This is a genomic window from Methanobrevibacter sp. (assembly GCF_017427765.1).
Taxonomy (GTDB): Archaea; Methanobacteriota; Methanobacteria; order Methanobacteriales; family Methanobacteriaceae; genus Methanocatella.
The window spans coordinates 61,788-84,598 of the sequence record NZ_JAFRSC010000025.1; the positions used below are offsets into that span (position 1 = coordinate 61,788).

The 22,811-nt window shown below is 36.1% G+C and carries 21 protein-coding genes and 1 tRNA gene; 13 read left to right on the forward strand and 9 right to left on the reverse strand.

From position 1 onward, the window contains the following. Nucleotides 1-32: 32 nt before the first annotated feature. Both IJL02_RS07300 and IJL02_RS07305 read right to left on the reverse strand, forming a co-directional pair. Nucleotides 33-860: a F420-dependent methylenetetrahydromethanopterin dehydrogenase gene (locus IJL02_RS07300; protein ID WP_292814107.1), complete on the reverse strand. Its 828-nt coding sequence runs from the start codon at nucleotides 858-860 to the stop codon at nucleotides 33-35. Nucleotides 861-1,129: 269 nt separating this feature from the next. Beyond that, nucleotides 1,130-1,201: transfer RNA gene (locus IJL02_RS07305), tRNA-Val, on the reverse strand. Between the two features lie 125 nt (nucleotides 1,202-1,326). On the opposite strand from IJL02_RS07305, the gene IJL02_RS07310 reads away from it, so the two are divergent. Further along, entirely contained in the window at nucleotides 1,327-2,250 is a 924-nt protein-coding gene (locus IJL02_RS07310; protein ID WP_292814110.1) for a branched-chain amino acid transaminase, read from the forward strand. Between the two features lie 12 nt (nucleotides 2,251-2,262). Then, the gene (gene uppP, locus IJL02_RS07315) at nucleotides 2,263-3,096 is read left to right on the forward strand and encodes an undecaprenyl-diphosphatase UppP (RefSeq protein WP_292814116.1); all 834 of its coding nucleotides are present in this window, start codon (nucleotides 2,263-2,265) and stop codon (nucleotides 3,094-3,096) included. Between the two features lie 27 nt (nucleotides 3,097-3,123). Here uppP and cobT read toward each other — a convergent pair whose 3' ends face one another. Together cobT and IJL02_RS07325 are read right to left on the reverse strand one after the other, a co-directional pair. Next, nucleotides 3,124-4,191 (reverse strand): nicotinate mononucleotide-dependent phosphoribosyltransferase CobT, encoded by a 1,068-nt coding sequence (gene cobT / locus IJL02_RS07320; RefSeq protein WP_292814118.1) that lies wholly within the window; start codon nucleotides 4,189-4,191, stop codon nucleotides 3,124-3,126. After that, nucleotides 4,184-4,687 (reverse strand): hypothetical protein, encoded by a 504-nt coding sequence (locus IJL02_RS07325; protein WP_292814121.1) that lies wholly within the window; start codon nucleotides 4,685-4,687, stop codon nucleotides 4,184-4,186. Before IJL02_RS07325 ends, cobT begins: the two co-directional genes overlap by 8 nt. Nucleotides 4,688-4,805: 118 nt before the next feature. Between IJL02_RS07325 and IJL02_RS07330 the strand changes: the two genes are divergently transcribed. The 9 genes from IJL02_RS07330 to IJL02_RS07370 all read left to right on the forward strand — a co-directional run bounded on the left by IJL02_RS07330 (nucleotide 4,806) and on the right by IJL02_RS07370 (nucleotide 14,283). Next, complete coding sequence (locus IJL02_RS07330; protein ID WP_292814124.1) at nucleotides 4,806-5,252, forward strand: hypothetical protein; 447 nt, start codon at nucleotides 4,806-4,808, stop codon at nucleotides 5,250-5,252. Between the two features lie 9 nt (nucleotides 5,253-5,261). After that, nucleotides 5,262-5,507 carry a hypothetical protein gene (locus tag IJL02_RS07335; RefSeq protein ID WP_292814128.1) on the forward strand — a complete coding sequence of 82 codons (246 nt, stop codon included), beginning with the start codon at nucleotides 5,262-5,264 and terminating at the stop codon, nucleotides 5,505-5,507. Between the two features lie 644 nt (nucleotides 5,508-6,151). Next, nucleotides 6,152-7,750 (forward strand): bifunctional N(6)-L-threonylcarbamoyladenine synthase/serine/threonine protein kinase, encoded by a 1,599-nt coding sequence (locus tag IJL02_RS07340; protein ID WP_292814132.1) that lies wholly within the window; start codon nucleotides 6,152-6,154, stop codon nucleotides 7,748-7,750. 27 nt (nucleotides 7,751-7,777) lie between these two features. Beyond that, entirely contained in the window at nucleotides 7,778-8,329 is a 552-nt protein-coding gene (locus IJL02_RS07345; protein WP_292814135.1) for an XTP/dITP diphosphatase, read from the forward strand. 53 nt (nucleotides 8,330-8,382) lie between these two features. Further along, nucleotides 8,383-8,781, forward strand: a complete 399-nt coding sequence (locus IJL02_RS07350; protein ID WP_292814138.1) for a 30S ribosomal protein S15 — start codon at nucleotides 8,383-8,385, stop codon at nucleotides 8,779-8,781. After that, the gene (locus IJL02_RS07355) at nucleotides 8,771-10,105 is read left to right on the forward strand and encodes a DHH family phosphoesterase (RefSeq protein ID WP_292814140.1); all 1,335 of its coding nucleotides are present in this window, start codon (nucleotides 8,771-8,773) and stop codon (nucleotides 10,103-10,105) included. The genes IJL02_RS07350 and IJL02_RS07355 overlap by 11 nt, the downstream gene beginning before the upstream one ends. A 1-nt stretch (nucleotide 10,106) precedes the next feature. After that, a complete protein-coding gene (locus IJL02_RS07360; RefSeq protein WP_292814143.1) occupies nucleotides 10,107-11,294 on the forward strand; it encodes an aconitase X catalytic domain-containing protein in 1,188 nt (395 codons plus the stop codon). A 102-nt stretch (nucleotides 11,295-11,396) separates the two neighbouring features. Then, nucleotides 11,397-12,782, forward strand: a complete 1,386-nt coding sequence (locus tag IJL02_RS07365; RefSeq protein WP_292814146.1) for a Mur ligase family protein — start codon at nucleotides 11,397-11,399, stop codon at nucleotides 12,780-12,782. Beyond that, on the forward strand, nucleotides 12,775-14,283 hold the full coding sequence (locus IJL02_RS07370) for a Mur ligase family protein (RefSeq protein ID WP_292814152.1): 1,509 nt from the start codon (nucleotides 12,775-12,777) through the stop codon (nucleotides 14,281-14,283). Before IJL02_RS07365 ends, IJL02_RS07370 begins: the two co-directional genes overlap by 8 nt. 20 nt (nucleotides 14,284-14,303) lie before the next feature. Here IJL02_RS07370 and IJL02_RS07375 read toward each other — a convergent pair whose 3' ends face one another. Continuing rightward, nucleotides 14,304-14,705, reverse strand: a complete 402-nt coding sequence (locus IJL02_RS07375; protein WP_292814155.1) for a pyridoxamine 5'-phosphate oxidase family protein — start codon at nucleotides 14,703-14,705, stop codon at nucleotides 14,304-14,306. Nucleotides 14,706-14,867: 162 nt separating this feature from the next. Here IJL02_RS07375 and IJL02_RS07380 point away from each other — a divergent pair, with 162 nt between their 5' ends. Continuing rightward, complete coding sequence (locus tag IJL02_RS07380; RefSeq protein WP_292814158.1) at nucleotides 14,868-17,189, forward strand: DEAD/DEAH box helicase; 2,322 nt, start codon at nucleotides 14,868-14,870, stop codon at nucleotides 17,187-17,189. Nucleotide 17,190: 1 nt separating this feature from the next. Here the strand turns inward: IJL02_RS07380 and IJL02_RS07385 are convergent, their stop codons facing one another. The 4 genes from IJL02_RS07385 to hisS are packed head-to-tail and all read right to left on the reverse strand — an operon-like array spanning nucleotide 17,191 to nucleotide 21,502. Then, the gene (locus tag IJL02_RS07385) at nucleotides 17,191-17,946 is read right to left on the reverse strand and encodes a sugar phosphate isomerase/epimerase (RefSeq protein ID WP_292814161.1); all 756 of its coding nucleotides are present in this window, start codon (nucleotides 17,944-17,946) and stop codon (nucleotides 17,191-17,193) included. Nucleotides 17,947-17,950: 4 nt separating this feature from the next. Further along, nucleotides 17,951-19,795, reverse strand: a complete 1,845-nt coding sequence (locus tag IJL02_RS07390) for a PINc/VapC family ATPase (RefSeq protein WP_292814164.1) — start codon at nucleotides 19,793-19,795, stop codon at nucleotides 17,951-17,953. A 1-nt stretch (nucleotide 19,796) separates the two neighbouring features. After that, nucleotides 19,797-20,204, reverse strand: coding sequence for a phosphoribosyl-AMP cyclohydrolase (gene hisI / locus IJL02_RS07395; protein WP_292814169.1), 408 nt, complete (start codon nucleotides 20,202-20,204; stop codon nucleotides 19,797-19,799). Nucleotides 20,205-20,206: 2 nt separating this feature from the next. After that, nucleotides 20,207-21,502, reverse strand: a complete 1,296-nt coding sequence (gene hisS / locus IJL02_RS07400) for a histidine--tRNA ligase (RefSeq protein ID WP_292814174.1) — start codon at nucleotides 21,500-21,502, stop codon at nucleotides 20,207-20,209. A gap of 336 nt (nucleotides 21,503-21,838) precedes the next feature. On the opposite strand from hisS, the gene rhuM reads away from it, so the two are divergent. Further along, complete coding sequence (rhuM, locus tag IJL02_RS07405; protein ID WP_292814177.1) at nucleotides 21,839-22,792, forward strand: RhuM family protein; 954 nt, start codon at nucleotides 21,839-21,841, stop codon at nucleotides 22,790-22,792. The last annotated feature ends 19 nt before the right edge of the window (nucleotides 22,793-22,811 follow it).

The window sequence follows — 22,811 nt, forward strand, 5'->3', positions numbered from 1 at the left end:
AAAAAAGAAAAATAAAAGTAGCGGAATGCTACTTATTCTGGTTTTGAGATTAAGTCTGTTTTAGAACCAGGGTTACCTTCTTTCATGTGAGGGGTTCTTAAAACAGTATCATTTGCTTTTTCGATTTCTCTTGCTTCTTGTGCTAATTTAGCAGCGCATGCAGCAATTTCGTGAGCAGCAGCTACTAATGGGATGAAGTTTTCGAAACCTTTAGTCATGAAACAACCTTTCATGTCTAAGTTAGCAACTGATCCAGCCATTTCGTATGCAGCGATAGCTTTTGCTTTTGCATATGGGTTTGCAAATCCGCCAGCTTCTGCAGCTTTTTCAGCAGTAATAATGAGTTTAGGTAATTCGATTTCACCTGCTTCAGCTTGTGCAATAACATCGTCAATGGTTTTTTGGACTAATCTTAATGCTCCGGTTTCAGCTAATACTTTTAAGATGTCGGAGTTGAAGATAGCCATTTCAGTTGGGTCTAACCATTCTCTTTTAGCACCAATCATTGGGTCAGACATTACGATGATGTATCCTAAGCCTTGTTCATCCATTTCATCTTTTTTACCTTTACCAGGTGCGTCACCAATGATAATAGCAGGAATGTCTTTTTCAGATAATAATTCTCTTGCTTTAGCTGGTCCAGGTGCTCCTGGGTTTGGGCTAATGAAAATTGCGAAATCAGGTTCGAAAGCGTCTATTTTAGGAACAACGTCTTCTACTTGTTCTGGGTTCATTTTTGCTCCAGATCCAAATGTTCTTACATCGATATTTGGTCTGTCTGCTCTTTCGTCTAACAATAGGTCAATTACTGGTGAAGTACCAATATTACCACTTTTAATAATAGCAATTTTAACTACCATAATTAAATCTCCTTTTTCGATAGTTATAATTTTAATTCAAAAACTATTTAAATTTTATTATTTATGATTTTTAATCATTGTATTAATTATTTTAATGAATACTATTCATTTTATTATTTTAATTAATAAAATATTATACAATCTACTATATAATTGGAAAATTTTTAAGAAAATAAATTTTAAAAATGGTTTGTTTGCCTTAGAAAATCACTATCTAAAAAACGATAAAATCTGACTAATTTTGAAAAAAATCTTAAAATAAGAAACAGTGGTTCCGACGAGATTCGAACTCGTGATCCCCTCCTTGTAAGGGAGGTATCATACCACTAGACCACGGAACCAACAAATATTATTATGAATTTACTATTATATAAATGTTTCCGTATTCTTGATAATCCTGCACTAAGAAAATTTTATTAGTTAATAAAAATAAAATAATTATTACAAAAAAATTAGAAGTGATAAAATGGCTTGGGATGACAAAGCTGGTAAAATATGGATAGATGGAAACATGGTTGACTGGAAAGATGCAAATATTCATGTACTTTCTCATGTTGTCCATTACGGTACAGGTGTTTTTGAAGGAATACGCGCATACAAAAACGATAAAGGTGTAGCGGTATTTAGATTAAAGGAACATGTTCAACGTTTATTTGATTCTGCAAAAATCTATAAGATTGATATTCCATTCACACAAGAAGAAATCGAAGAAGCAATTCTGGAAACAGTTCGCGTAAATAATTTAGACGGTTGTTATATACGCCCAATAGTATTTAGAGGCTATGGAGAACTTGGTGTAAATCCTTTAAACTGTCCTGTTAATGTGGTTATTGCTGCATGGGAATGGGGATCATATTTAGGAGAAGAAGGAATGGCAAATGGTGTGGACATCGGTGTTTCATCATGGAGAAAACCTGCACCGGACACTTTCCCTGCACTCGCTAAATGTTCTGCAAATTATATGAACTCCCAATTGGCTAAACTTGAAGCTATCGACAACGGATTTGATGAAGCAATCATGCTTGATTATGAAGGACACGTTTCTGAAGGTAGTGGAGAAAACATTTTCCTTGTTGAAAACGGCAAATTATTCACACCGTCAATGTCTTCATCCAACCTAAAAGGAATTACCAGAGATTCAATAATGACTGTTGCTCGTGATTTAGGCTATGAGGTTGTTGAAGAGATAATTTCAAGAGAAAGATTATACTCTGCTGATGAAGTATTCTTTACAGGAACTGCTGCAGAAGTTACTCCAATCCGTTCAATTGACCACAGAACAATTGGTATCGGTAGAAGAGGCCCAATTTCTGAAAAATTACAAACCGCATTCTTTGATATTGTTGAAGCTAAAACAGAAGACAAATACAACTGGTTATCTTACATTTAAGCGGTGTAGTTTATGGATATATTTCAGGCAATTATTATTGGTATTGTTCAGGGTTTAACTGAATTTTTACCGGTAAGCAGTTCAGCACATTTAGTTTTTATCCAAAATATTTTGGGTGTTGAAAGCTCTCTTGCTTTTGACACTTTTCTTCATTTGGGATCTTTGCTTGCGGTATTATGGTTCTTCAGGGCAGACATTATAAAGATGATTCTATCCTGGATTTCAAGCCTTCGTGATATTATTCAAGGAAGATTTCGTGAAGGGTTTATGGAAGATCCATATAAAAGGCTTGCATGGTATGTTATTATAGCAACAATACCTGTCGGTCTTGTAGGATTTTTATTTGAAGATGCTGTAGACTCACTGTTTGCAGGCGCACTTTACGTTCCGGCATTCTTTTTATTTGTAACCGGTACCCTCCTTTATTTATCCCAGAGAATGGCCAGCGGAAATATCGACCTCAAAAATATTTCTGCAAAGGAATCATTGTTTATGGGACTGGGTCAGGCTTGTGCAATATTGCCTGGTCTTTCACGTTCAGGTACCACAATTGCTGCTGGTCTCGTAATAGGCCTTGATAAAGAGTTTGCTGCAAAGTTCAGTTTTATATTGTCCATTCCTGCAATTCTTGGTGCATTCCTTTTGCAGGCTAAAGATATTGGCGGTGCAATTGATGCAAACTTCCTGCCTGTAATTTTAGGTTTTATAGCAGCATTTATCGCAGGTTATGCAGCTATTAAATGGATGCTTGAATTAATTCAAAAAAGAAATTTGGATATTTTTGCTTACTATTGCTGGATAGTAGGTATAGTTGTCTTTATGGGCTCAATAGCTCACATATTTTAAAATTAGAATATAGAGATTGTTAAATCTCTATTTACATACTTTTTCTATTCTTTTTCTAAGTCTTTCCTGTGAATTTCCTAAAACGAGTGCGGTATACATTGCCCCTCCGGCTCCGGCACCCTCTTTAACAAATCCTTTCAGGTAATTTTTCAGACCTTCATGTTCGGATTTTTCAAATTCAGGGTCTACCACATTAACGGTAATGTTATCGTCAATCTGGCTTAAGATTCCAAACAAATCCGCAGTTTCATCACCTGCAACAAAGACTGTAGTGGACAGGTTGATTCTTGTAAAGTCAAAGTTAGGCTGAATGGATTTTACAATTGCGCAAACTGCTGCCATTTGAGTTCCGCCGGCCAATATTATTGGAATGTCAGAACCTATAATTAACCCTGACATTGCGGCAAGTGTAGGGTCTCCTACTGCACCGATAGCCTGAATTGCATCAATATCATCTTTTTTAGGGTCGAGACCTGCATTTTTCAGTCCCTCATCAACGACTTTTGTTTTCATGTCATGAGGATTATGTGGCATGCTTCCGCTTACCTTTTCATTGGCGTCATAGCCTAAAGCCCTTAAGACACCTAATGCTGTTGTTGTTCCGGCAGCTATGCTTTCACCTATTATGAGCATTTCGTGTCTTGCTGATAGTTCGGCTCCAAGGTTTTTAGCATTTTCAAATATTTCTAAAGGATTCAGGACACCTTTTCCGGTCCTGATGTCTCTTCCATATTCTTTTCCTAAACTGACATATTCGATATCTGGTTTGTATTTGGAACCGGCATCGATAATGACGAATGGGATATTTGCAACCTGAAGTGCTGCCTTTGTAAGTCTGGCGGGAGTTGGTGCTGCCGCATCTCCTACAACTGTTTCGGCCGGAGCTTCACAGCATCTTACCTCACCCAAAACCATAAATTCCGCATCGGAAGCCGGTGTATATTCAGTCAAATCTGCTGAAGGGCCAGCACCTGAAATTCCTTCGATTAGGGAGGTTTCGGTTGTTCCTATTGTAAGTAAAAATACCGGATCATCGCATTCCTGTAATTTTTTTGTTAGCTCATCAGATCCGTAGGTTTTAATTCCTTCAATCATTGTTTTCACCTAATTTTTTAAGCTGTTCGATAATAATCTTATTCTGATTTATAATCTTTTTATTCTGGAGCATGATTTTCTTCAACATTTCCATTTCAGGCAATTCGTCATCAGTTTGAAATGTCTGTCCGTCTCTTGCTCTTGGGGGGATTTTAATCTGGTCTTTTGGAGGAAGCTTATCTTCCTGAGATGGCATTTTTGGAATCACGCCTTTTGATGCACTGTCTTCTCTTGATACGAAATCAACATATCTGTGGGTTACCTCGACTTTTCCTCTCTCGTCAAGAAGTTCCATTAATCTCTCATCCACGTTATCAACACCAACAAGCTGTTCCTGTTCCACTTCATGGATTAATCTTTTCTGAATGTTATATGCATTGTAGATTGGTATTCCTCTTGCGTTACATTCGTTTTTAAACATGTCATGGATGTTGATGTCTCCAGTTAGCTGTTTTACTCTTTTTTGTTCCAATGTATTTGCACTATAAAATCCCATGCTTTCACTTATGTATTTTAAATTTAAAATATTTTTCATCTTTAAATTTGTCTAATTTTAATACATTAAAAAATTATTTATATTAAAAATGTATAATTATTATACATGAGGTGAGATTATGTTAAAAGATATTTTTGGAAATCATCCTCAGATAAAAGTAATTGATTATATGCTGTCTTGTCCGTTTCATGAATTAACAAAACAACAACTGGCTGTCGGTTCTGAAATATCAAGGTCAACATTAGATAAGTTTATAGATGATTTTCTTGAGTATGAACTCTTATGTAGAAAAGGTTCAAAATATGTTGTAAATTTTAAATCAGAATTCATTAGGGATTTCTATAACATCAGCAACAGACTTGTTAAAATTGAAATTGAAAAACAGGAACAACTTCCTGAAGAGGAATTTGACGTTTATTCTGATGATGAGTTGGATGAAATTTTCAGTGATATTCCAGACGAGGTCGATTTGGAAAAGTTGGAGTTTGAAATTGAAACAAAAGAGTTTTATACGTTTTCCAGCGATAAATCAACAAAAAACTCTTTTGAATTGTCATTATTATAGGTGATGAAAATGAAAAATATATCAGATATACCATATGATGAAGAAGTTAAAATTAATAAGAATTCAAAAGTTGCTTATGCATCTTCTTTAGGTGTCGGCGGTGTGAATGATGAAATTAGAATTATAATCTGCGATAAAAAATTAATTACTGATGAAAATGGTTTTAAATTAATCAATGAATCTGATTTACAAATAGTAATGAATAAAAAAACGGCAAAGGATTTAATAAGTCTTTTAGAACAATACACCCATTGATTTAGGTGGTTTACATGAAAACCAACACCATTTTTCAAGAAGAAATTGTTCTTTTTGTATCAGAACAAATATTTCAATAAACGCCATACTCCGATTTCCAATATATGTAACAAATTATCTGAAATTCCATGCAAACATATTAAAAGTGAGTTAAAAAACTTATACAAACTTAAATTCATAAGATTCAAAAAAACTAATCATGGAACTGATGTTTTCTTAAACATTAAGATGAAAAAGGAAATTGAAAATATAATTTCTGATAAGCTTGATTCATTATGGAGTTTTTAGGCAATTATATTTTACCAAATTAGAACATTTTGGATTTTTCCAAATTTTCTTCCTTCGATATAGGTTGCCGGCACGTCAACAAGTAAATGACCAACAATAAATACTAACTTGCCGGAAACTTTCTATTTTTAAAAACAAATATTATTTTTATCATGAATCATTGTTTTTAGAATGTACACTGCTTTAATTTAGTAATAGATGATTTTAGAAACTTTTATATAGTGGGATGTTGATATAATTAAATAACGTATTTCAGATGTGGACTGCACAATGCAGACCTAATTGAATATGTTTTATGGGGATGTATTAAAATGTGTCCTAATTCATTTTTAAGCTATTTTTATTAAATTATTAATGTGATTATCTTGATAAGTTTAGGAATTGAAGGAACTGCAGAAAAAACAGGTGTAGGCATTGTTGATAGTGATGGGAATATATTAGCCATGGCTGGAAAACAGCTATTCCCGGAAGAAGGGGGAATACATCCTAGAATTGCTGCAGAACACCATGCCGAATGGATTCCTAAATTAATTCCTGAAGCTATTGGTGAGGCGGGAATTTCATACAATGACATTGATCTGATTTCATTTTCACAGGGTCCGGGACTCGGTCCGGCTTTAAGAATTGTTGCAACTTCTGCAAGAACTTTGGCTTTATCTTTAAACAAACCAATAATTGGAGTCAATCACTGTATTGGACATGTTGAAGTCGGAAAACTCGATACTGGAGCAGTTAACCCTGTTTCACTTTATGTAAGTGGCGGAAACAGCCAGGTAATTGCTTATGAAAGCGGAAGGTATAGGATTTTCGGCGAAACTTTAGATATTGCTATCGGGAACTGTCTTGATCATTTCGGTCGTGAAACCGGTTTGGGCCATCCTGGAGGGCCGGTAGTTGAAAAACTGGCTAAAAAGGGTTCTTATATAGATTTGCCATACATTGTTAAGGGTATGGACTTTTCATTTTCCGGACTGTTGTCAGCAGCATTAAGACAAGCGCAAAAAGGCACGCCTATGGAGGACATTTGCTTTTCACTTCAGGAAACCGCTTTTTCAATGCTTGTGGAAGTAACTGAAAGGGCTCTGTCGCATACCCAAAAGGATGAAGTGATGCTTTGCGGTGGAGTTTCAGCTAATTCAAGATTAAGACAAATGCTTAAAACAATGTCTGAAGAGCACGGCGCTAAATTCTACATGCCTGAGATGAAACTCTGCGGAGACAATGGGGTGATGATTGCTTGGCTTGGACTTCTGATGTGCAACGAATTCGGTCCGATGGATTTGGCCGATACAGGAATAATTCAGAAATTCAGAACAGATGAAGTGGATATTCCATGGATTGACAATTCAAAAAGTTATTTGACTCTTCCCAACGAATTAATTGCAAAGGGTGCCGAATCAAACATTGTCAGGTCAAGCTATTTGGGCGAAAAGGCAGTCCTAAAAGATAGAATTTCTAAAAGTTACAGAATTCCAGAAATTGACAATAAAATCAGAAAGTCAAGATGCAAACTTGAAGCCAAACTGTTGAGTGATGCAAAGCGAGCTGGTGTAGTTACTCCAGTATTGTACGATGTCAATTTGAAAGATAAATCAATTTTAATGGAAGAAATTGATGGGGTAATGGTTAAAGACGTTATTGATGAAGATTTGGCATTCAGAATAGGACAGGATATTTCCAAACTTCACTCTGCAGATATAATTCACGGCGACATTACAACATCAAATATAATGCTTAGAGATGACCAGCTAGTTTTCATTGATTTCGGTCTTGGAAGGCATTCTCCATTGGATGAGGATAAGGCTGTCGATTTACTTGTTTTGAAAAAGTCTTTACAGAGTATTGACTATAATCTGGCCATAAAATATTTTGATTTGGTCTTAAAAGGTTATGGTGATGAAAAAATGTCTGAAAAAATTTCAGATATCGAGTCACGCGGCAGATACACACATTAATAAATAATCATTTTCATAACTAAAAATATGATAACATTTATAACTGGTAACGAACATAAAGTTAAAGAAGCAGAGAATATTTTCAAAGATTATGACATTAACTTAAAGCATATTGATTTAGGTTACGAAGAACCTCAGGGAACTCTTGAGGAAGTGGCCATATCAGGCGCAAAATATGCTTGTCATGAACTTGACTGTCCTGTGATTGTTGAAGATGCTGGTTTATTCATTAGAGCTTTGAATGGATTTCCCGGAACTTATTCACATTATGTTCAAGATACTATTGGGAATCAAGGAATATTGAAGCTTTTAACCGATACTGATGACCGTTATGCCGAATTCAGGTCAGTTATTGGGTACTGTGCCCCCAATTCTGAGCCCAAGACTTTTTTAGGCAAGGTCGTAGGTGAAATCGCAGTTGAAGAAAGAGGAGATTTAGGATTTGCTTTTGATCCTTTGTTTTATGTTCCAAGCGTCGGCAAGACATTTGGAGAACTTACAACTGATGAGAAAAACCAATTTTCACATAGAAAAAATTCATTAGAAAAATTTATCAAATGGTATTCTAGTCAAGAATAACATTATTTTCTGTTTATTGGGCTTATATATAAAATTAAAAAGAGGTAAATAATATGGCAAGACCAGAATGGGTAACTTACAGTGATAAAGAAATTGAAGAAATGATTTTAAAATTTAACAGAGAAGGTAAAAGTACTTCCGAAATAGGTATTGTATTAAGAGACCAATACGGAATTCCATCTGTTAAAGATGTAACTGGTGAAAGAATTACTGAAATTTTAGCTAGAAACGGTCAAGCTGGTGAATACCCTGAAGACTTAATGAACTTAATCAGAAGAGCAGTAAACATCAGAGACCACTTAGAAGAAAACCCTAAAGACTTACACTCAAAAAGAGGTTTAACTATCATCGAATCCAGAATTAGAAGATTAGCTTCTTACTATGTAAGTGAAGGTAAATTACCAGAAGGTTGGAGATATAATCCAAAAGAAGCAGCACTCCTTGTTAAATAGAGCTAGTGAAGCTACTGATATGCTCAAAGAGCATATTGAAAATGATGCTGTTATAAGAATAATTTCTCATAACGATGCTGATGGAATTTCAGCGGCAGCAGTTATAGCGAATGCTTTGGCTGAAGAAAGCGTTCAGTTCCATACTACTATCATCCCACGTCTTAAACAGGAGGATGTGAACAGCCTTAGAAGTGAAAAATATGATTTGTTCATATTCTCAGACATGGGCAGTCCGTTCATTAAGGAGTTTAACACCTATAAGCATGATGTAATTGTTGCAGATCACCACCAGGTGGATGAAACCGAAGCAGAAAGTAATGTCGTCCACATTAATCCGCATCTTTTTGAAATTGATGGAAGTAAGGATTTATGTGGTGCAGGTTCTGCCTATCTGGCAATTCGTGATTTTGACAAAAAACATCTGGCTTATTATGCTTTGGTTGGTGCTTTTGGTGATATGCAAGGCCAATCAGGCTTTACTGGTGTTAACAAACTGATTCTTGATGATGCAATTGAAAGCGGCAAGTTGGAAATTCATGAGGGATTAAAAATTGTTTCCAAATCAACCGAACCGATTTTCAAATCTCTTGCTTATACTTTTTCACCACCTTTACCTGGAATCAGCGGTGATTTTGATGGTGCCCGTGAATTTTTAGAACGAATGAACCTCTCTTACGGAATCAAATTCACCGACATGGAAGATGAGGAAAAGGATTTGCTTAAAGAGGCTTTGGTTAACATTAATCCTGAAATATTTGGAGACTGTTACACAGTTCCTCGTGAAGTTCCTATGCTGCGCGATTTGGAAGAATATTCATATATTCTTGATGCATGCGGTAAAAATAAAAAGCAGGGTCTGGGCTTAAGTATTGCCTTAGGTGAAAAGGACCAGGCTTTGGATGCGGCTTTAAAACTGCAGCGCCAATATCGTGACCAAATCGTTAAAGGCCTTGAATGGGTTAAAAAAGAAGGTGCTCAGCAACTTAACTCTATTCAATACTTATATAGTGAAGATAAGGTGTTGAAATCTGTTATGGGTACTATTGCAAGTATTGGTCTATCAGTAGAACTGCTTGATGACTCAAAACCTGTATTGGGTCTTTCAAGGCTTCATAATGACATTAAAATATCCGGCAGAACAACTAGAGACATGGTTGCAAAAGGTGTTAATCTCGGCAAGGCATTGCAGGATTCATCAAACAATTTTGGCGGAACCGGCGGAGGACATGATATTGCAGCTGGTGCAATGATTCCATTTGAAAGCAAGGATAATTTCCTTCATATTGTCGATGAAATAGTTGAATATCAATTAAATAATGATTAATATGTTTTTAACAAAAAAAGAACATGAAATGTGTGACGGAGAGTACGGAGAAACCATTAGAAAAAGTATGGATATCTTAGTTGCTTTAGGAGATATCTATGGTGCTTCTAAATTGGTTGACATTACTTCTGCTCAGGTATCCGGTGTTTCTTATAAGACTATTGGGGATGCCGGTTTGGAGTATCTTGAAGATTTGGCATTGGATGGATCTGCTAAAGCCACTATCAATGCATCTTTAAATCCGCCAGGCACTGATTTGGATAATTGGGAGGCATTAGGTTTTCCTCGTGAGTTTGCAATCAAACAGAATGAAATTGTCGATGCTTATGCTAAACTTGGAATTGCAAAAACATGTACATGCACTCCGTATCTGGTAGGAAACGTTCCAAGATTTAGAGATCATGTTTCTTGGTCTGAATCATCTGCAGTCTGTTATGTAAATTCTGTAATTGGTGCTAGAACCAATCGTGAAGGAGGACCTGCAGCTCTTGCAGCAGCAATTGTCGGTAAAACTCCTTTATATGGATTTCACCTGCCCCAAAATAGAAAAGCTAACCTTGTTGTTAATGTCGGCTGCGAACTAAAAGGCGCTGATTTCGGCGCTTTAGGATACATTATCGGTAAAGTCGTTGGTGGAGGAATTCCTTATTTTAAACTTCAAAACACTCCAAACAACAACGATTTAAAAACTCTTGGAGCGGCTTTAGCTTCATCAGGTTCCGTAGCACTTTACCATATGGAAAACGTAACTCCTGAATATGATTTGGCCGGTGAGGAAGATGTTGAAGATTTAATGTTTATTTCCGAAAAGGAAATTGATGAAACTCGCCAAAAACTAACAACTACTGATAGGGAACCTGACTTAATCTGTTTGGGATGTCCTCATGCATCACTTGAAGAAATTAAACAGGTAGCCAGTATCGTTCAGGGAAAAACTATTAAAAATAAATTATGGATTTGCACATCTGTAAGTGTTAAAGCAACTGCCGACAGAATGGGATACACACAAATCATTGAATCTGCTGGCGGAAATGTTGTATGTGACACATGCATGGTTGTAGCTCCTATTGAGGACATGGGCTTTGAAGTAATTGGTGTAAATTCAGCAAAAGCAGCAAATTATGTCCCGTCAATGTGCGGACTTGATGTTGTTTATAATGATGTAGAAAATCTTATTCAGTTTGAATGAGTTTTCTTTTATTCTTATTTTTTTAAAAACTTATTTTTTCTTAAAACTTTAAATTAAATAAAATCAATAAATTAAACTAATGAAATTGTGAGGAAGACAATTATGAATTATTTAGTTGTTGGTGCTGGAAATGCTAGTAGGCCTGTTGCAAGACTGTTAAATTATTTAGGCCATAGTGTTGTCATAACAGATTTAAAAGACATTTCTGAATTTAAAATTGAATTTCAAAGAAGTTTAATTGAAATGGAAAAGGAAGGAGTCAAACTGGATTTGGCAAATAAAAATCCTTCTCTTGATGGTTTTGAAGCTGTTTATAAGCCACCTACATTACCTGATTCAGCTCCAATAGCACAATTAATCAATGATTCTGATATTAAAGTCCTAACCAATGAAGAGTTCTCAAAAATTGTCAATGATTTGATTCCGGCAGACATTATTGGGATTACTGGAACTATGGGAAAAACCACCACTACATTTATCACAACAAGCCTTTTTAAACAGGCAGGATATAATGTATGGTCCTGTTCATCTCTTGTAAATAATCTGGTTTCAGAAGCTATCATTGATGGAATTGTTAAGGGTAAGGCTGAAGAATGTGACATAGCTATTTTTGAACTTCCTCATGGTACAATCGGCCTTTTAGATAGGCTTGATATTAAAATAGGTCTTTTAACCAATATTGCAGAAGACCATTTATCTGAATTCGGCGGCTCTTTGGAAAAATACCAGCAACGCAAATTGGTTCTGCAGGCCATGAGTGAAACTTTCATTGCAAACAACTCCTGCAGGGAAATTATTGAAACTGTCCGTGATGATGCAATTTTTTATGCATTGGACAAAGATGTTGATTTTAAAGGAACCGTTGGAGACAAGTCATTAACCATTGAATATGGTAAAGATGAATTTACAACTCCTTTTAACATGATGAGCTATTTCTTTGAAAACTCCGTTGCGGCTTCTGCTGTAGCTCTAACATATGGCGTCAATAAAAAGGATATTATCGATGCATTAACAGTTTTTAAAGGTATGCCTGCTCATATGGAGGATGTTGGTGAGTATAACGGCAGAAAAGTAATACTTGATTCTGCATTTTTATATGATGGAATGAAAATAACCCTTGATTACTTTAAAGATGAAAGCGTTGTTTTGTTCCTTGATCATTTTGATACATTGTCTGTTAGAGACAAGCCTGAAGTCGGACGGCTTGTAAGTGAATATGATATTAAGGTTGTTATAGCCAGCGGATTTAATGAAGTTACTCAGGAAGTGGAAATGGAGGCGGCTTATGAGATTTTGGACGCCATAACAAATCCGAACATTGAAAAGGTTGCTGTTGAGGATATAGAAAAGGCTGCCGAGCTGACTTTTAAATATTCCATGCCTGGAGACATTATCCTGCATATGGGTCCGCTTATAGCATACGACAGGCTGACAACTGTTGATAAGATTATGAAAGGATTGGAAAAAGGGAGTAAAAAGTATGAATAAAAATAAAACCTTCGGTGTTATTGGCGTTTGCGGAGCAAATGGTAATTTAATCGCAAGAATTCTTAAACAAAGAGGATTTAATGTCATCGGAACTGATTTGGCATTTAAAAAAGATTGCAGGTTTGCAAAGGCTCTGGAAGGTTATGATATTGAGGTTTATTATGGTAATACTCCTGAAAAATTTTTCAAAAAGGCAGATTATATTATTCCTCCTGCAAGCTTATCCAAAGATTCTGAAATGCTGAAAAAGTGCGAAAAGCCTATTTTGGAGTTGTGTGATGTTATTGACATGATTAAACCAGAAAAACCGGTGTTCGGAATAACAGGTACAAACGGCAAAACCACAACCACAACATTGCTTAAAAAAATCGCTTATGATAACGGAATTAAACCGTGTGAACATGATTTGGAAGGAATGCAGGGAAATGCGGAGTTCATTCCAATATTGCAGTCAAGGTTAAATGGGGATGTTGGAATCCTGGAAGTTGGAACATTCGGCGTTCCGGGAACTGTTGGAAGAATCGTGAAAAATACGTCAATGTCCGGCGGTCTTATTACAAATATCACTCCTGATCATTTAAATGACCTTGGAAGCTTTATGGATTATGCCAATGTTAAAGGGGAATTCATAAAAGAACTCCAGATCGGTCAGCTTATTGTCAACGGTCATGACCCGACAATTATGGGACTTTTAAGAGAACTGGACTTTAAAGGCGAAATTATTACATTTGGTGTTGACGAACTTCCGGATTCAATCGGAATGAAGGAATGTGTTTGCGGACGCGAAATAGCTGTTAAAGAAATAATTTCCGGATGCGGATATTACTTCTGTCAGTGCGGCATTACAACCCCTCAGGTTGACTATATTGCAACAAATGTGGATTTGCCGAACAGAACTTTCGATTTGCACACTCCAACTGAAAAATTAACAGTCAAAATGGGAGTCGATGGCCTTCACAATGTTTACAATTTAACCGGTGTCATCATTGCTGCTCATCATTTCCTGGATATTCCATATAATAAAATCCTACCTTCAATTGCCAGTTTCACAGGCGTAAGCGGAAGAATGGAAGAGGTAGGTGAAGTAAAGGGAAAAGATATTTTTGTTGATTATGCTCACAATCCTGCCGGTGTGGAAACAGTCTTAAAAGAGTTTAAAAAATTGTTTGGAGACTTTACAACAGTCATTACTGTTTCATCAGAATCCGGTTATATCGGAGATTTGGATATTTTCAACAGCGTGTTGAAATTCTCAAAATTCATTGTACCGGCATCTGTCGCTTCACAAAAGATAGCTGTTGAAAAGCTAAAAGGCAATCCTAAACTGAATGATAGAATCTTTTTAAATCATGTAGATGATTTTGAAAAAACAGGAACATTGGGTGCCTCAAGAGAAGAGGTTCGTGATGGTCTTAAAAAAGCATTGAACTTGGATTGCGAAATGGTTATAGCTATTGGTGAGGCCGCAACCAAGTTTAAGGATCTTGTTTTTGAACTATAAGATTAGTAACGGTAATGTTACTAAATCTCATATGTTTTTGGTGGTTCGCCTGAAAAGTCAGCGATAGTTGCTTTTCCATTGATTGTAAATACTTCAAATACCGGATTATCGCCAGTTTCATATAATGCTTTTACAAGTTCATTTGAATCGATTACTTTTTGTTTTAACTCTACGCTGTCTGTAAATTCAACTTCACCGGAAATTCTTAACCATACAAATTCAGGTGTTGCAGTTACGATTTCACAGTTTGGATTTGCATCCAATTCTTTAAACATTGGTTTGTTGTTTGCAGTACAGAAGTATGGTTTTCCGTCCTCTTCAAAGTAGAATAGGATTGGTCTTACTTTTGCATTTCCATCAAGTCCGCTAGTTGCTAAGTATATTAAAGAGTTTTCTTTTAAAAAATTTATTACATCGCTCATTTTTTGTATCTCCTAATTGTTTGTTGGTTATAGTTTATTTTAGGATATATAAAGGCTTTTTGTAACTTCAAAGTTACTCAGTAACTTTTTGGTAACTTGCAGGGATTACTTTTCAAATGCTCTCGTTAAACATTTATAAATATTAAATACAAAATTTCTATTATGGCCAGTTATATATCTCATCCCTTAATCAAGAAAGATTCAATCGAATCCAGATTGTATCAGCAAGTTTTAGCAGGGGATGTATTAAAAAAAGGAAATACCATGGTTGTTGCACCTACAGCACTTGGTAAAACCATTGTTGCTATTTTGGTTGCTGCAGACAGGCTTCAAAAGGTAAAAAATTCAAAGGTGCTTGTTTTGGCTCCGTCCAAACCGCTGGCTATTCAGCATGAAGCTAGTTTTAAGGAATTTTTAACACTTCCATGCACTTCCATAACTGGTGCAGTAAAAACTGATGAGAGGGTTACACGATGGGAAGAGTCAAGGATAATCTGTGCAACTCCCCAGACTGTCGAATCTGATTTGTTGAACGGACGATATGATTTAAGCAATGTTTCACTAATTGTTTTTGATGAATGCCACCATGGTGTCGGGTCATATTCCTATGTATATCTGGCTTCCCGTTATGTTCAGGAATCCAATTATAACCTGATATTGGGTCTGACCGCTTCACCTGGTTCTGATAAGGCAAAAATTAAGGAAGTCTGTGAAAATCTCTACGTTCAAAACATTGTTGTTAAAACTGAAGATGACAGTGATGTCAGACCATATTTCAATCCGGTTGAAATTGACTGGATTAGGGTAAAAATGAGCTCTGAGCTTGAAAAGATTAAAGGCTACATAGACAAGGCTTTAAAAGTTAGGCTAAAAGCTTTAAAAAACATGGGAATTATAAAAACGGTTTCTGTAGGTAAAGTGGATATCCTGAAAGCAAGGGGAAGAGTTCAGGGAGAAATTGCAAGATCAGTCAATCCCGATAAGGACTTGTTTCAGGCAATTTCTATTTTGAGTGCGGTCATTAATATTCAGCATTCACAGGAGTTAATTGAAACTCAGGGCATTCAAACCTTCAATAAGTATATTTCCCGTTTGCGCAAAAAGAAAACCAAGGCTGCCAAATCACTGATGTGGGATGATAATTTTGGAAGGGCAGTTAAAATGGCCCGTGAAGCTGAGCGTCACGGCTGGGAACATCCGAAGTTAAGGGAAATAACCAATATTCTTAAAAAGGAACTGGGAACTGATGACGGTCAAACCAAACTTCAATCCACCAGATTTGCTCAAAATGAGGATGAAAAGTCTTCAAAAATCATCGTGTTTACGCAGTATCGTGATACTCTGGAGATGATTCACCAAAAACTTGAAAAGGAAGGCATCAAATCTGCAAAGTTCTTTGGACAGGCATCAAAAGATGGGGAAAAAGGCCTGACTCAAAAAGAACAAAAGGCAATAATTAAGGCTTTCAGAATGGGAGAATATGATGTTCTGCTGTCAACCAGTGTTGCAGAGGAAGGTATAGACATTCCTGCTGTTGATTTGGTGGTATTGTATGAGCCTGTTCCGTCAGAAGTCAGAATGATTCAAAGACGTGGAAGGACCGGCCGTAAAAGAACAGGTCGTGTTAAAGTATTAATCACTATGGGAACAAGAGACGAGGGCTATTACTGGTCAAGTGTCAACAAGGAAGCTCAAATGAAAAATCAGTTAATTGACCCTGATGTATTGGAAGAATTGAATGCATCTGCAATTGAGCGGATGGAAAATGAAAAGAAAGTAAAAGTTCTTGAAAGGCCGAAAGTTGAAGATAGCCGTCCTGTAGTTTATGCTGATTCAAGGGAAGGAAATTCCAAAGTAATCAGACATTTGTCTGAAATGGAAATTGACGTTAAGGTTCATTCCATGGCAGTTGGTGATTATCAGGTAAGTGACGAAGTTGTCATAGAGAGGAAAACAGCTAAAGATTTCGTTGATTCGATCATCGATAAAAGGTTGTTTAAGCAGGCTCGTGAATTATCGGAAGAGTTTAAAAGACCATTGCTAATTCTTGAAGGCGATGATATCTATAATGGTATGATTCATCCGAATGCAGTCCGGGGAACCATTGCGGCAATAGCAATAGATTTTGGAATAAGCATCATTCCTACAAGAAACTCTGAGGATACTGCCGCTATGATAAAAAGAATTGCAGTTCGTGAACAGACAGGCGAGAAAACACATATTCAAATCAGAACAGATAAAAAACCGACAAGCCTGTGGGAACAGCAGCTATTCATAATTGAATCTCTGCCTAATATAGGGCCTGTAAATGCAAAAGCATTATTGCAGCACTTCGGTACAGTTGAAAAGGTAATCAATGCTTCTGAAAGTGAACTTCAGGAAGTTGAAGGTATAGGTAAAAAAACTGCAAAAAGCATTAGAAAAGTAGTTGAATCTGAATATCTATATTTCCAAAAAGAAATTAAAGAAAAGAAACTTCTTTAATTTAAATCTTAAAATTTTTTTTCATATAATCATAGCTTTTTTTGATAGAATCGAAGTCATTTACTTCAATGATATAGATGCCATCATAATTATTTTTCTCAAGATTGTTGATTATTGTGTTTAATTCAATAGAGCCTTCACCTAATGTAAGGTGTGCGTCATCATCACCAAAATTATCATGGGCATGTATGTGTTTAATTGAATCAAAATACATTTCGTCTGCGGTGTATCCCGCATGGTTTGCATGGCCTATGTCCAAGGTCATTGCCATATCAAGAGATACCAGAAGGTCATCTAATTTTTTCATGTCCTGATAAATCATTGCATCAAAAGTGGGCATGTTTTCTATTGTGGTTAAAACACCCAAATCATGTCCATATTCTCCAATCTCTTTAATTGAGTCATTTGCAATGCTATAAACTTTGTCAAGGAAGTATTTTTTAGCCAAAAATGAGGCCAATCCCGGATGAACCACTACGGCTTCCGCATTAATCTTATTTGCAAAATCTATTGAATCTTTAATTTGTGAAATTGAATTTAATCTGCTTTTATCTTGCAATGCGGCAATATTTACATCCATAAATGGAGTATGGATGCTGTATTTGAGATTATAGGTTTCTAAAATGTCAATGTCAATATTTTCTGTAGGGAACTGATGTACCAGTTCGGCGTATTCAATTCCCAGATTTTCAATAAATTCCAATGTTTCTTCCAATGTATTTTCTATTCCTGCTAGAGTTGATGCGCCAATTTTCATGATATCACTTTTTTCGCACAGCCGTAATTTTCAATCCCATTTCAATAGCTTCCAGGATGAAGTCTGACAATTCAATTCCGGTTCTGATTTTTATTTCACCTTTTTTTGAAGTGGTTGCGGTAAGCAGGTATTCTCCTTCAATTAGGATATCAAAGTTTTGCCTTCCGTTTTCTCTTCCCAAATCCAAAATCATCTGTTTTCTTGTATGAATTATATCGAATTCAAAAGGAGTTTCATCAATCGGTTTTTCATCAATGACTTCCACTCCCAAGCTGATTCCGATTTCACGTTCGATTTCAGCTATCCTTTTACCGTTTTTGCCGATGATTTTAGGTACATACTGATCGGGAATGTAAATGTTGGCCCTTTCAGGTGAGATTACTTCAACATCCACCTTGGCCTTTTTCGGAAGCATCCTTTTAATTTTTCGCAAGATTTCATTTTCCGCAATAACATCCACAGATGACTTGTTAGGACCTTCCTGAGATGTTCCGTTTACTAAATCCATATCCATTACGATGGTTTGCTCTCCGTAAGTGTAGATTTCATTTTTAAGTTCGCCGGTTTCAAAGTCCCTTACTTCAATAACAGGTCTTGCAAGGTCAGCTTCCTTCATTCCGGTTGGAACTTTAACGGTCATTTTTGTCTCATAAACACTTCTTACTTCGCCGTCTTCAATATAGATGCTTGTATCTACAATTGAAGGTATTACTCCAAGTTCCACTCTTGAAGCGATTCTCTGAATTGCATCGATTGGGCGGGTTGCGTGGACAACACCAATCATACCAACTCCTGCAAGCCTCATGTCAGCAAAAATGTTAAAATCAGTATTTTTTCTGAGTTCATCATAAATGGTATAGTCAGGTCTTACAAGCAACAGTACATCAGCAGTATTTTCCATGCTTCCTTCCAGTGGAGCATATTGTGTTATTTCATCATCCAATTGCAGATCTCTTGGAGATTCCATTGTTTTTACAATTTTATTTAATTCGCTTGAATAGTATTTGGCAATAGCCTGAACAAATGTGGATTTTCCGGCTCCCGGAGAACCTGATATCAGTATTCCCTCAGCGCTGGTTTTAATTCTCTCAAGAAGTTTTTCGGATAAATGGTATTCATCCAAATCAATATCTGCAACCGGGCGGACCACAGTTATTTCAAGGCCTTCGGCAAATGGAGGATAAGCTATTGAAATCCTATATTCTCTTGACTGAACAACAAAGGATCCTTCTTTGTCGGATTCAAGATATGTTTTTGAATCGGTATGTGCCTTTTCAAGAATTTCATCCACGATATTTTTAAGTTGGGAATAGGAGTAAGGTTTATCTTCAAGTTTTACAAAATCAATGTGTCCTGGAGTTCCTTTTTTAGCCATTGGAGCAACATTTTCCTTTAAATGAATTGACATTGTGTTTTCATCAAAAAATTTCTCGATTGATAAGGCTTTATGGGTATATTTCTGTTCAAAATAATAAACCGGTATTCCCTGTGCTTTTGCAACTTCAGCCTGGACTTTATCATTTGTAAGCAATGTTCCAAATTCTGATCTTGCAAGGTCTCTTATGATGCTGTCTATCTCTCCGCTTTTGGCGTATTTGATGTCATAGTTGGTTGGCCGTTTGCCTTTAAATGTAATGGCCAGTTCGCCGCCATCCTGCATTTTTTGAAGTTTCTGAAGCTCCGCCAACCCTTTTGCACCTTCAGACCTTTTGGCGTTGGCTTGATGTTCTAGTTCGCAAACTACAGCTTCAGGTACAATAACTTCCGGATAGTCAAAGTCTCCGTTTTCTATCAATTCGCTTACAGCACCAATAATAACTGCGCTTGTGTCAGGTATTATGCATTTCATCTTAATACACATCGTCAGGGTTTACTAATCTCTCTAAAATGACTTCAAGGTCATCATCTTTTAAATCATCAATATCTACATCGTTTTCTGTGTTGATTTTTCTAAAAAAGCATGAAAGATAACCTTCGTGGCATGCGGCGCCTACCTGCTTAATTTTTAAAACTATTGCGTCCATGTCGCAGTCGACAAGAATCTCCTTAACTTCCTGAAAGTGTCCTGAAGATTCTCCTTTTAACCATAACTGATTTCTTGAAGTGCTCCAGTAGTGGGCTTTGCCTGTTTTGATTGTTTTAATGAGCGCTTCTTTATTCATATTTGCAAGCATCAGCACCTGGTTTGTATCTGCGTCCTGTGCAATTGCGGTTATAACTTTCACACCATTTATTTCGTGTCTGAAGTTAATTTCCATAGTTATTCCTCTTTTAAATAATCAATAATATCGTCAATGTCAACCAGTTCCTGGTTTCCGCTTACCATATCTTTTATAGTAATTTTTCCTTCTTTAAGGTCGTTTTCACCGATTATAGCTATTTTTGAAACTTTAATCTTATCGGCATAATTCATCAGCTTTTTGAATTTTTTGCCGTTCAAATCAACATCGGCTTTAATGCCGTTGTGCCTTAAAAGTTGTGTGATTTCATAAGCTTTAGGCCTTACGCTTTCTGAAATTGGTGCAACATAAATATCTAAATGTGAAGGCAAATCTTCTGCATCAGTTAGCTCTTCTATTGCATTCATTAATCTGTCAAAACCAAGTGCAAATCCTGTGGACTCAACTTCCTGGCCTCCGAAGAGTTTCACCAGATTGTATGATCCTCCGCCGCAGATTTGTTTTTGGGCACCGAGTTCGGGAACGTAAATCTCAAACACGATTCCGGTATAGTAGTCAAGACCTCTTGCAACACCTAAGTTAAGGGTGTAGTTGTTAACATTAAATGATTCTAACAGTTCGATTAATTGTTTGAATTCATCTAAAGCTTCTTTTGGTTCATCATAAGGCTCGAGCAATTCATCAACTTCACTTAAAATGGATTTGTCTCCAACCAAGTCAATGAGTTTTAAAAGTATTTGGTTTAACTCATCATTGTCAATAACAGGTTCGTCTCCGCTTAAGGATTCAATTAACAAATCCTTGTCTCCCTTATCAATGACAACCATTATTTCCCTTTGGGTTTCGGCTGATATCTCAAAGTGTCTGAAAAGTCCTCTGATGATTCCAAGGTGGTTTAGATTAACGTCTGCTGTTGTAATTCCCAGAGCATTAATCGCATCTGTACACAGTGCAATGACTTCGGCTTCACCCTGAGGTGATTTTGCTCCAATCAGTTCACAGCCAAATTGCCAGAATTGTCTGAATCTTCCTTTTTGAGGTCTTTCATATCTGAAACAACTTCCGTAATAATAAAGTTTAATAGGTTTTGTGGAAGTCTTTTCAAGTTCGTTTAGGTATAATCGGGCAACCGGAGCGGTAATTTCCGGCCTTAAGGTCAGTTCCCTGTCGGACTTGTCCTTAAAGTTGTACAGTTGGTTGACAATTTCTTCTCCGGATTTTGTTGTAAATAATTTTAATTCTTCAAATAAAGGGGTTTTAATTTCCTGATAACCGTAACTTTCGAATACATTTCTTAAGGTACTTTCTGCTTTTTTTCTCTGCCTCATTTCATCAAATAAGAAATCCCTAGTACCCCTTGGTCTTGTAAATTCCATTTTTGCTCTCCTATGATTAAATTTATTATAATATAATTATGTTTTTTAGGTATTATATAACTTTGTTCAATTACTTTTCAAATGCTCTCGGATAATTTGTTAATAATTTGATGTATAATTGTTAAATAAGTTTTGGAGGTGTGCTTTTACACATCAGCATAGCTGTGTTTTTGTGCATTTTTGCACTTAAAATACTTTTAACTTGCTGTAAGCACATTATCTAATTGAATTATCTCTAAGGAGGATTAAAATGGTAAAATATAAATTAGTTGATACCTTGCTGTATCAAAGTGAAGAGGGTGCTGTAGAAGGCAAATTTATTATTGGTGATGAACCTTGTGGGCAAGTAGAACAGTTGTGGCTGAGATTTTTGGCACTGATAAATCAAATATATCTAGGCATTTTTCTAATATTGTTCAGGAAGGCGAGCTTGAAGAAAAAGAAGTAAGTATAAGCTCTAATGAACTTTTTAAGGATGATTTAGAGTTTAGTAAGGAATCCGCACAAAACTCTAAAAAGGGCGGTAGGCCCCAAATATGGTATAATCTTGACGCAATCATCTCAATCGGATACAGAATCAATTCAAAAAAGGCAACTCACTTTCGTAAATGGTCCCGTAATATTTTAAAGCAATACATGCGAAAAGGGTTTGTCATCGACAAGGACATTCTTATTAATGGTGGAAAATTCACTGAAGAGTACTTTGAAGAATTAGTTGATGTTATTCGTGAGATAAGGTCTTCTGAGCGAAAAGTATATGAGAAAGTAACTGATTTGTTCACAACCGCTTATGATTATAACAAAAATGCCCAAATAACAAAAGAATTCTATGCAAAAGTTCAAAACAAACTGCATTATGTTGTTGTTGGCCTAACTGCTCCTGAAATCATTCATGAAAGGGCAGACAGCAAAAAAGAACATATGGGTTTGACAACATGGTCCAGAGCACCAGACGGAAAGATACTGTTGAGGGATGCCAAAGTAGCTAAAAATTATCTTACAGAAAAAGAGTTGAAAACTCTTAATCGTGTTGTAAGCATGTATTTGGACTATGCTGAAGACAGAGCTGAAAGACAGATTCCAATGAGCATGAAAGATTGGTCAGAAAGACTCGATAAGTTTTTAGAATTCTATGAATATGCAGTATTGAAAGGAAAATGGAAAATTTCAAGAAAAGAAGTTGATAAATTTGTCAAATTGGAGTATGAGAAATTCAGGCCTATTCAGGATAAGGTGTTCAAATCAGATTATAACAAGTTCGATGAGGAGACTAAAAAGTTTTTAGTATAACCTTTAATCAATTAATAAT

Bases quoted from the DNA above. Each gene is read 5' to 3' on its own strand.
- uppP (WP_292814116.1), top strand. From the start codon at position 2,263: ATGGATATATTTCAGGCAATTATTATTGGTATTGTTCAGGGTTTAACT.
- IJL02_RS07330 (WP_292814124.1), top strand. From the start codon at position 4,806: ATGTTAAAAGATATTTTTGGAAATCATCCTCAGATAAAAGTAATTGAT.
- IJL02_RS07325 (WP_292814121.1), bottom strand. From the start codon at position 4,687: ATGGGATTTTATAGTGCAAATACATTGGAACAAAAAAGAGTAAAACAG.
- IJL02_RS07335 (WP_292814128.1), top strand. From the start codon at position 5,262: ATGAAAAATATATCAGATATACCATATGATGAAGAAGTTAAAATTAAT.
- IJL02_RS07390 (WP_292814164.1), bottom strand. From the start codon at position 19,795: ATGAAATGCATAATACCTGACACAAGCGCAGTTATTATTGGTGCTGTA.
- IJL02_RS07385 (WP_292814161.1), bottom strand. From the start codon at position 17,946: ATGAAAATTGGCGCATCAACTCTAGCAGGAATAGAAAATACATTGGAA.
- IJL02_RS07350 (WP_292814138.1), top strand. From the start codon at position 8,383: ATGGCAAGACCAGAATGGGTAACTTACAGTGATAAAGAAATTGAAGAA.
- cobT (WP_292814118.1), bottom strand. From the start codon at position 4,191: ATGATTGAAGGAATTAAAACCTACGGATCTGATGAGCTAACAAAAAAA.
- hisI (WP_292814169.1), bottom strand. From the start codon at position 20,204: ATGGAAATTAACTTCAGACACGAAATAAATGGTGTGAAAGTTATAACC.
- hisS (WP_292814174.1), bottom strand. From the start codon at position 21,502: ATGGAATTTACAAGACCAAGGGGTACTAGGGATTTCTTATTTGATGAA.
- IJL02_RS07365 (WP_292814146.1), top strand. From the start codon at position 11,397: ATGAATTATTTAGTTGTTGGTGCTGGAAATGCTAGTAGGCCTGTTGCA.
- IJL02_RS07380 (WP_292814158.1), top strand. From the start codon at position 14,868: ATGGCCAGTTATATATCTCATCCCTTAATCAAGAAAGATTCAATCGAA.
- IJL02_RS07300 (WP_292814107.1), bottom strand. From the start codon at position 860: ATGGTAGTTAAAATTGCTATTATTAAAAGTGGTAATATTGGTACTTCA.
- IJL02_RS07375 (WP_292814155.1), bottom strand. From the start codon at position 14,705: ATGAGCGATGTAATAAATTTTTTAAAAGAAAACTCTTTAATATACTTA.
- IJL02_RS07345 (WP_292814135.1), top strand. From the start codon at position 7,778: ATGATAACATTTATAACTGGTAACGAACATAAAGTTAAAGAAGCAGAG.
- IJL02_RS07370 (WP_292814152.1), top strand. From the start codon at position 12,775: ATGAATAAAAATAAAACCTTCGGTGTTATTGGCGTTTGCGGAGCAAAT.
- IJL02_RS07360 (WP_292814143.1), top strand. From the start codon at position 10,107: ATGTTTTTAACAAAAAAAGAACATGAAATGTGTGACGGAGAGTACGGA.
- IJL02_RS07310 (WP_292814110.1), top strand. From the start codon at position 1,327: ATGGCTTGGGATGACAAAGCTGGTAAAATATGGATAGATGGAAACATG.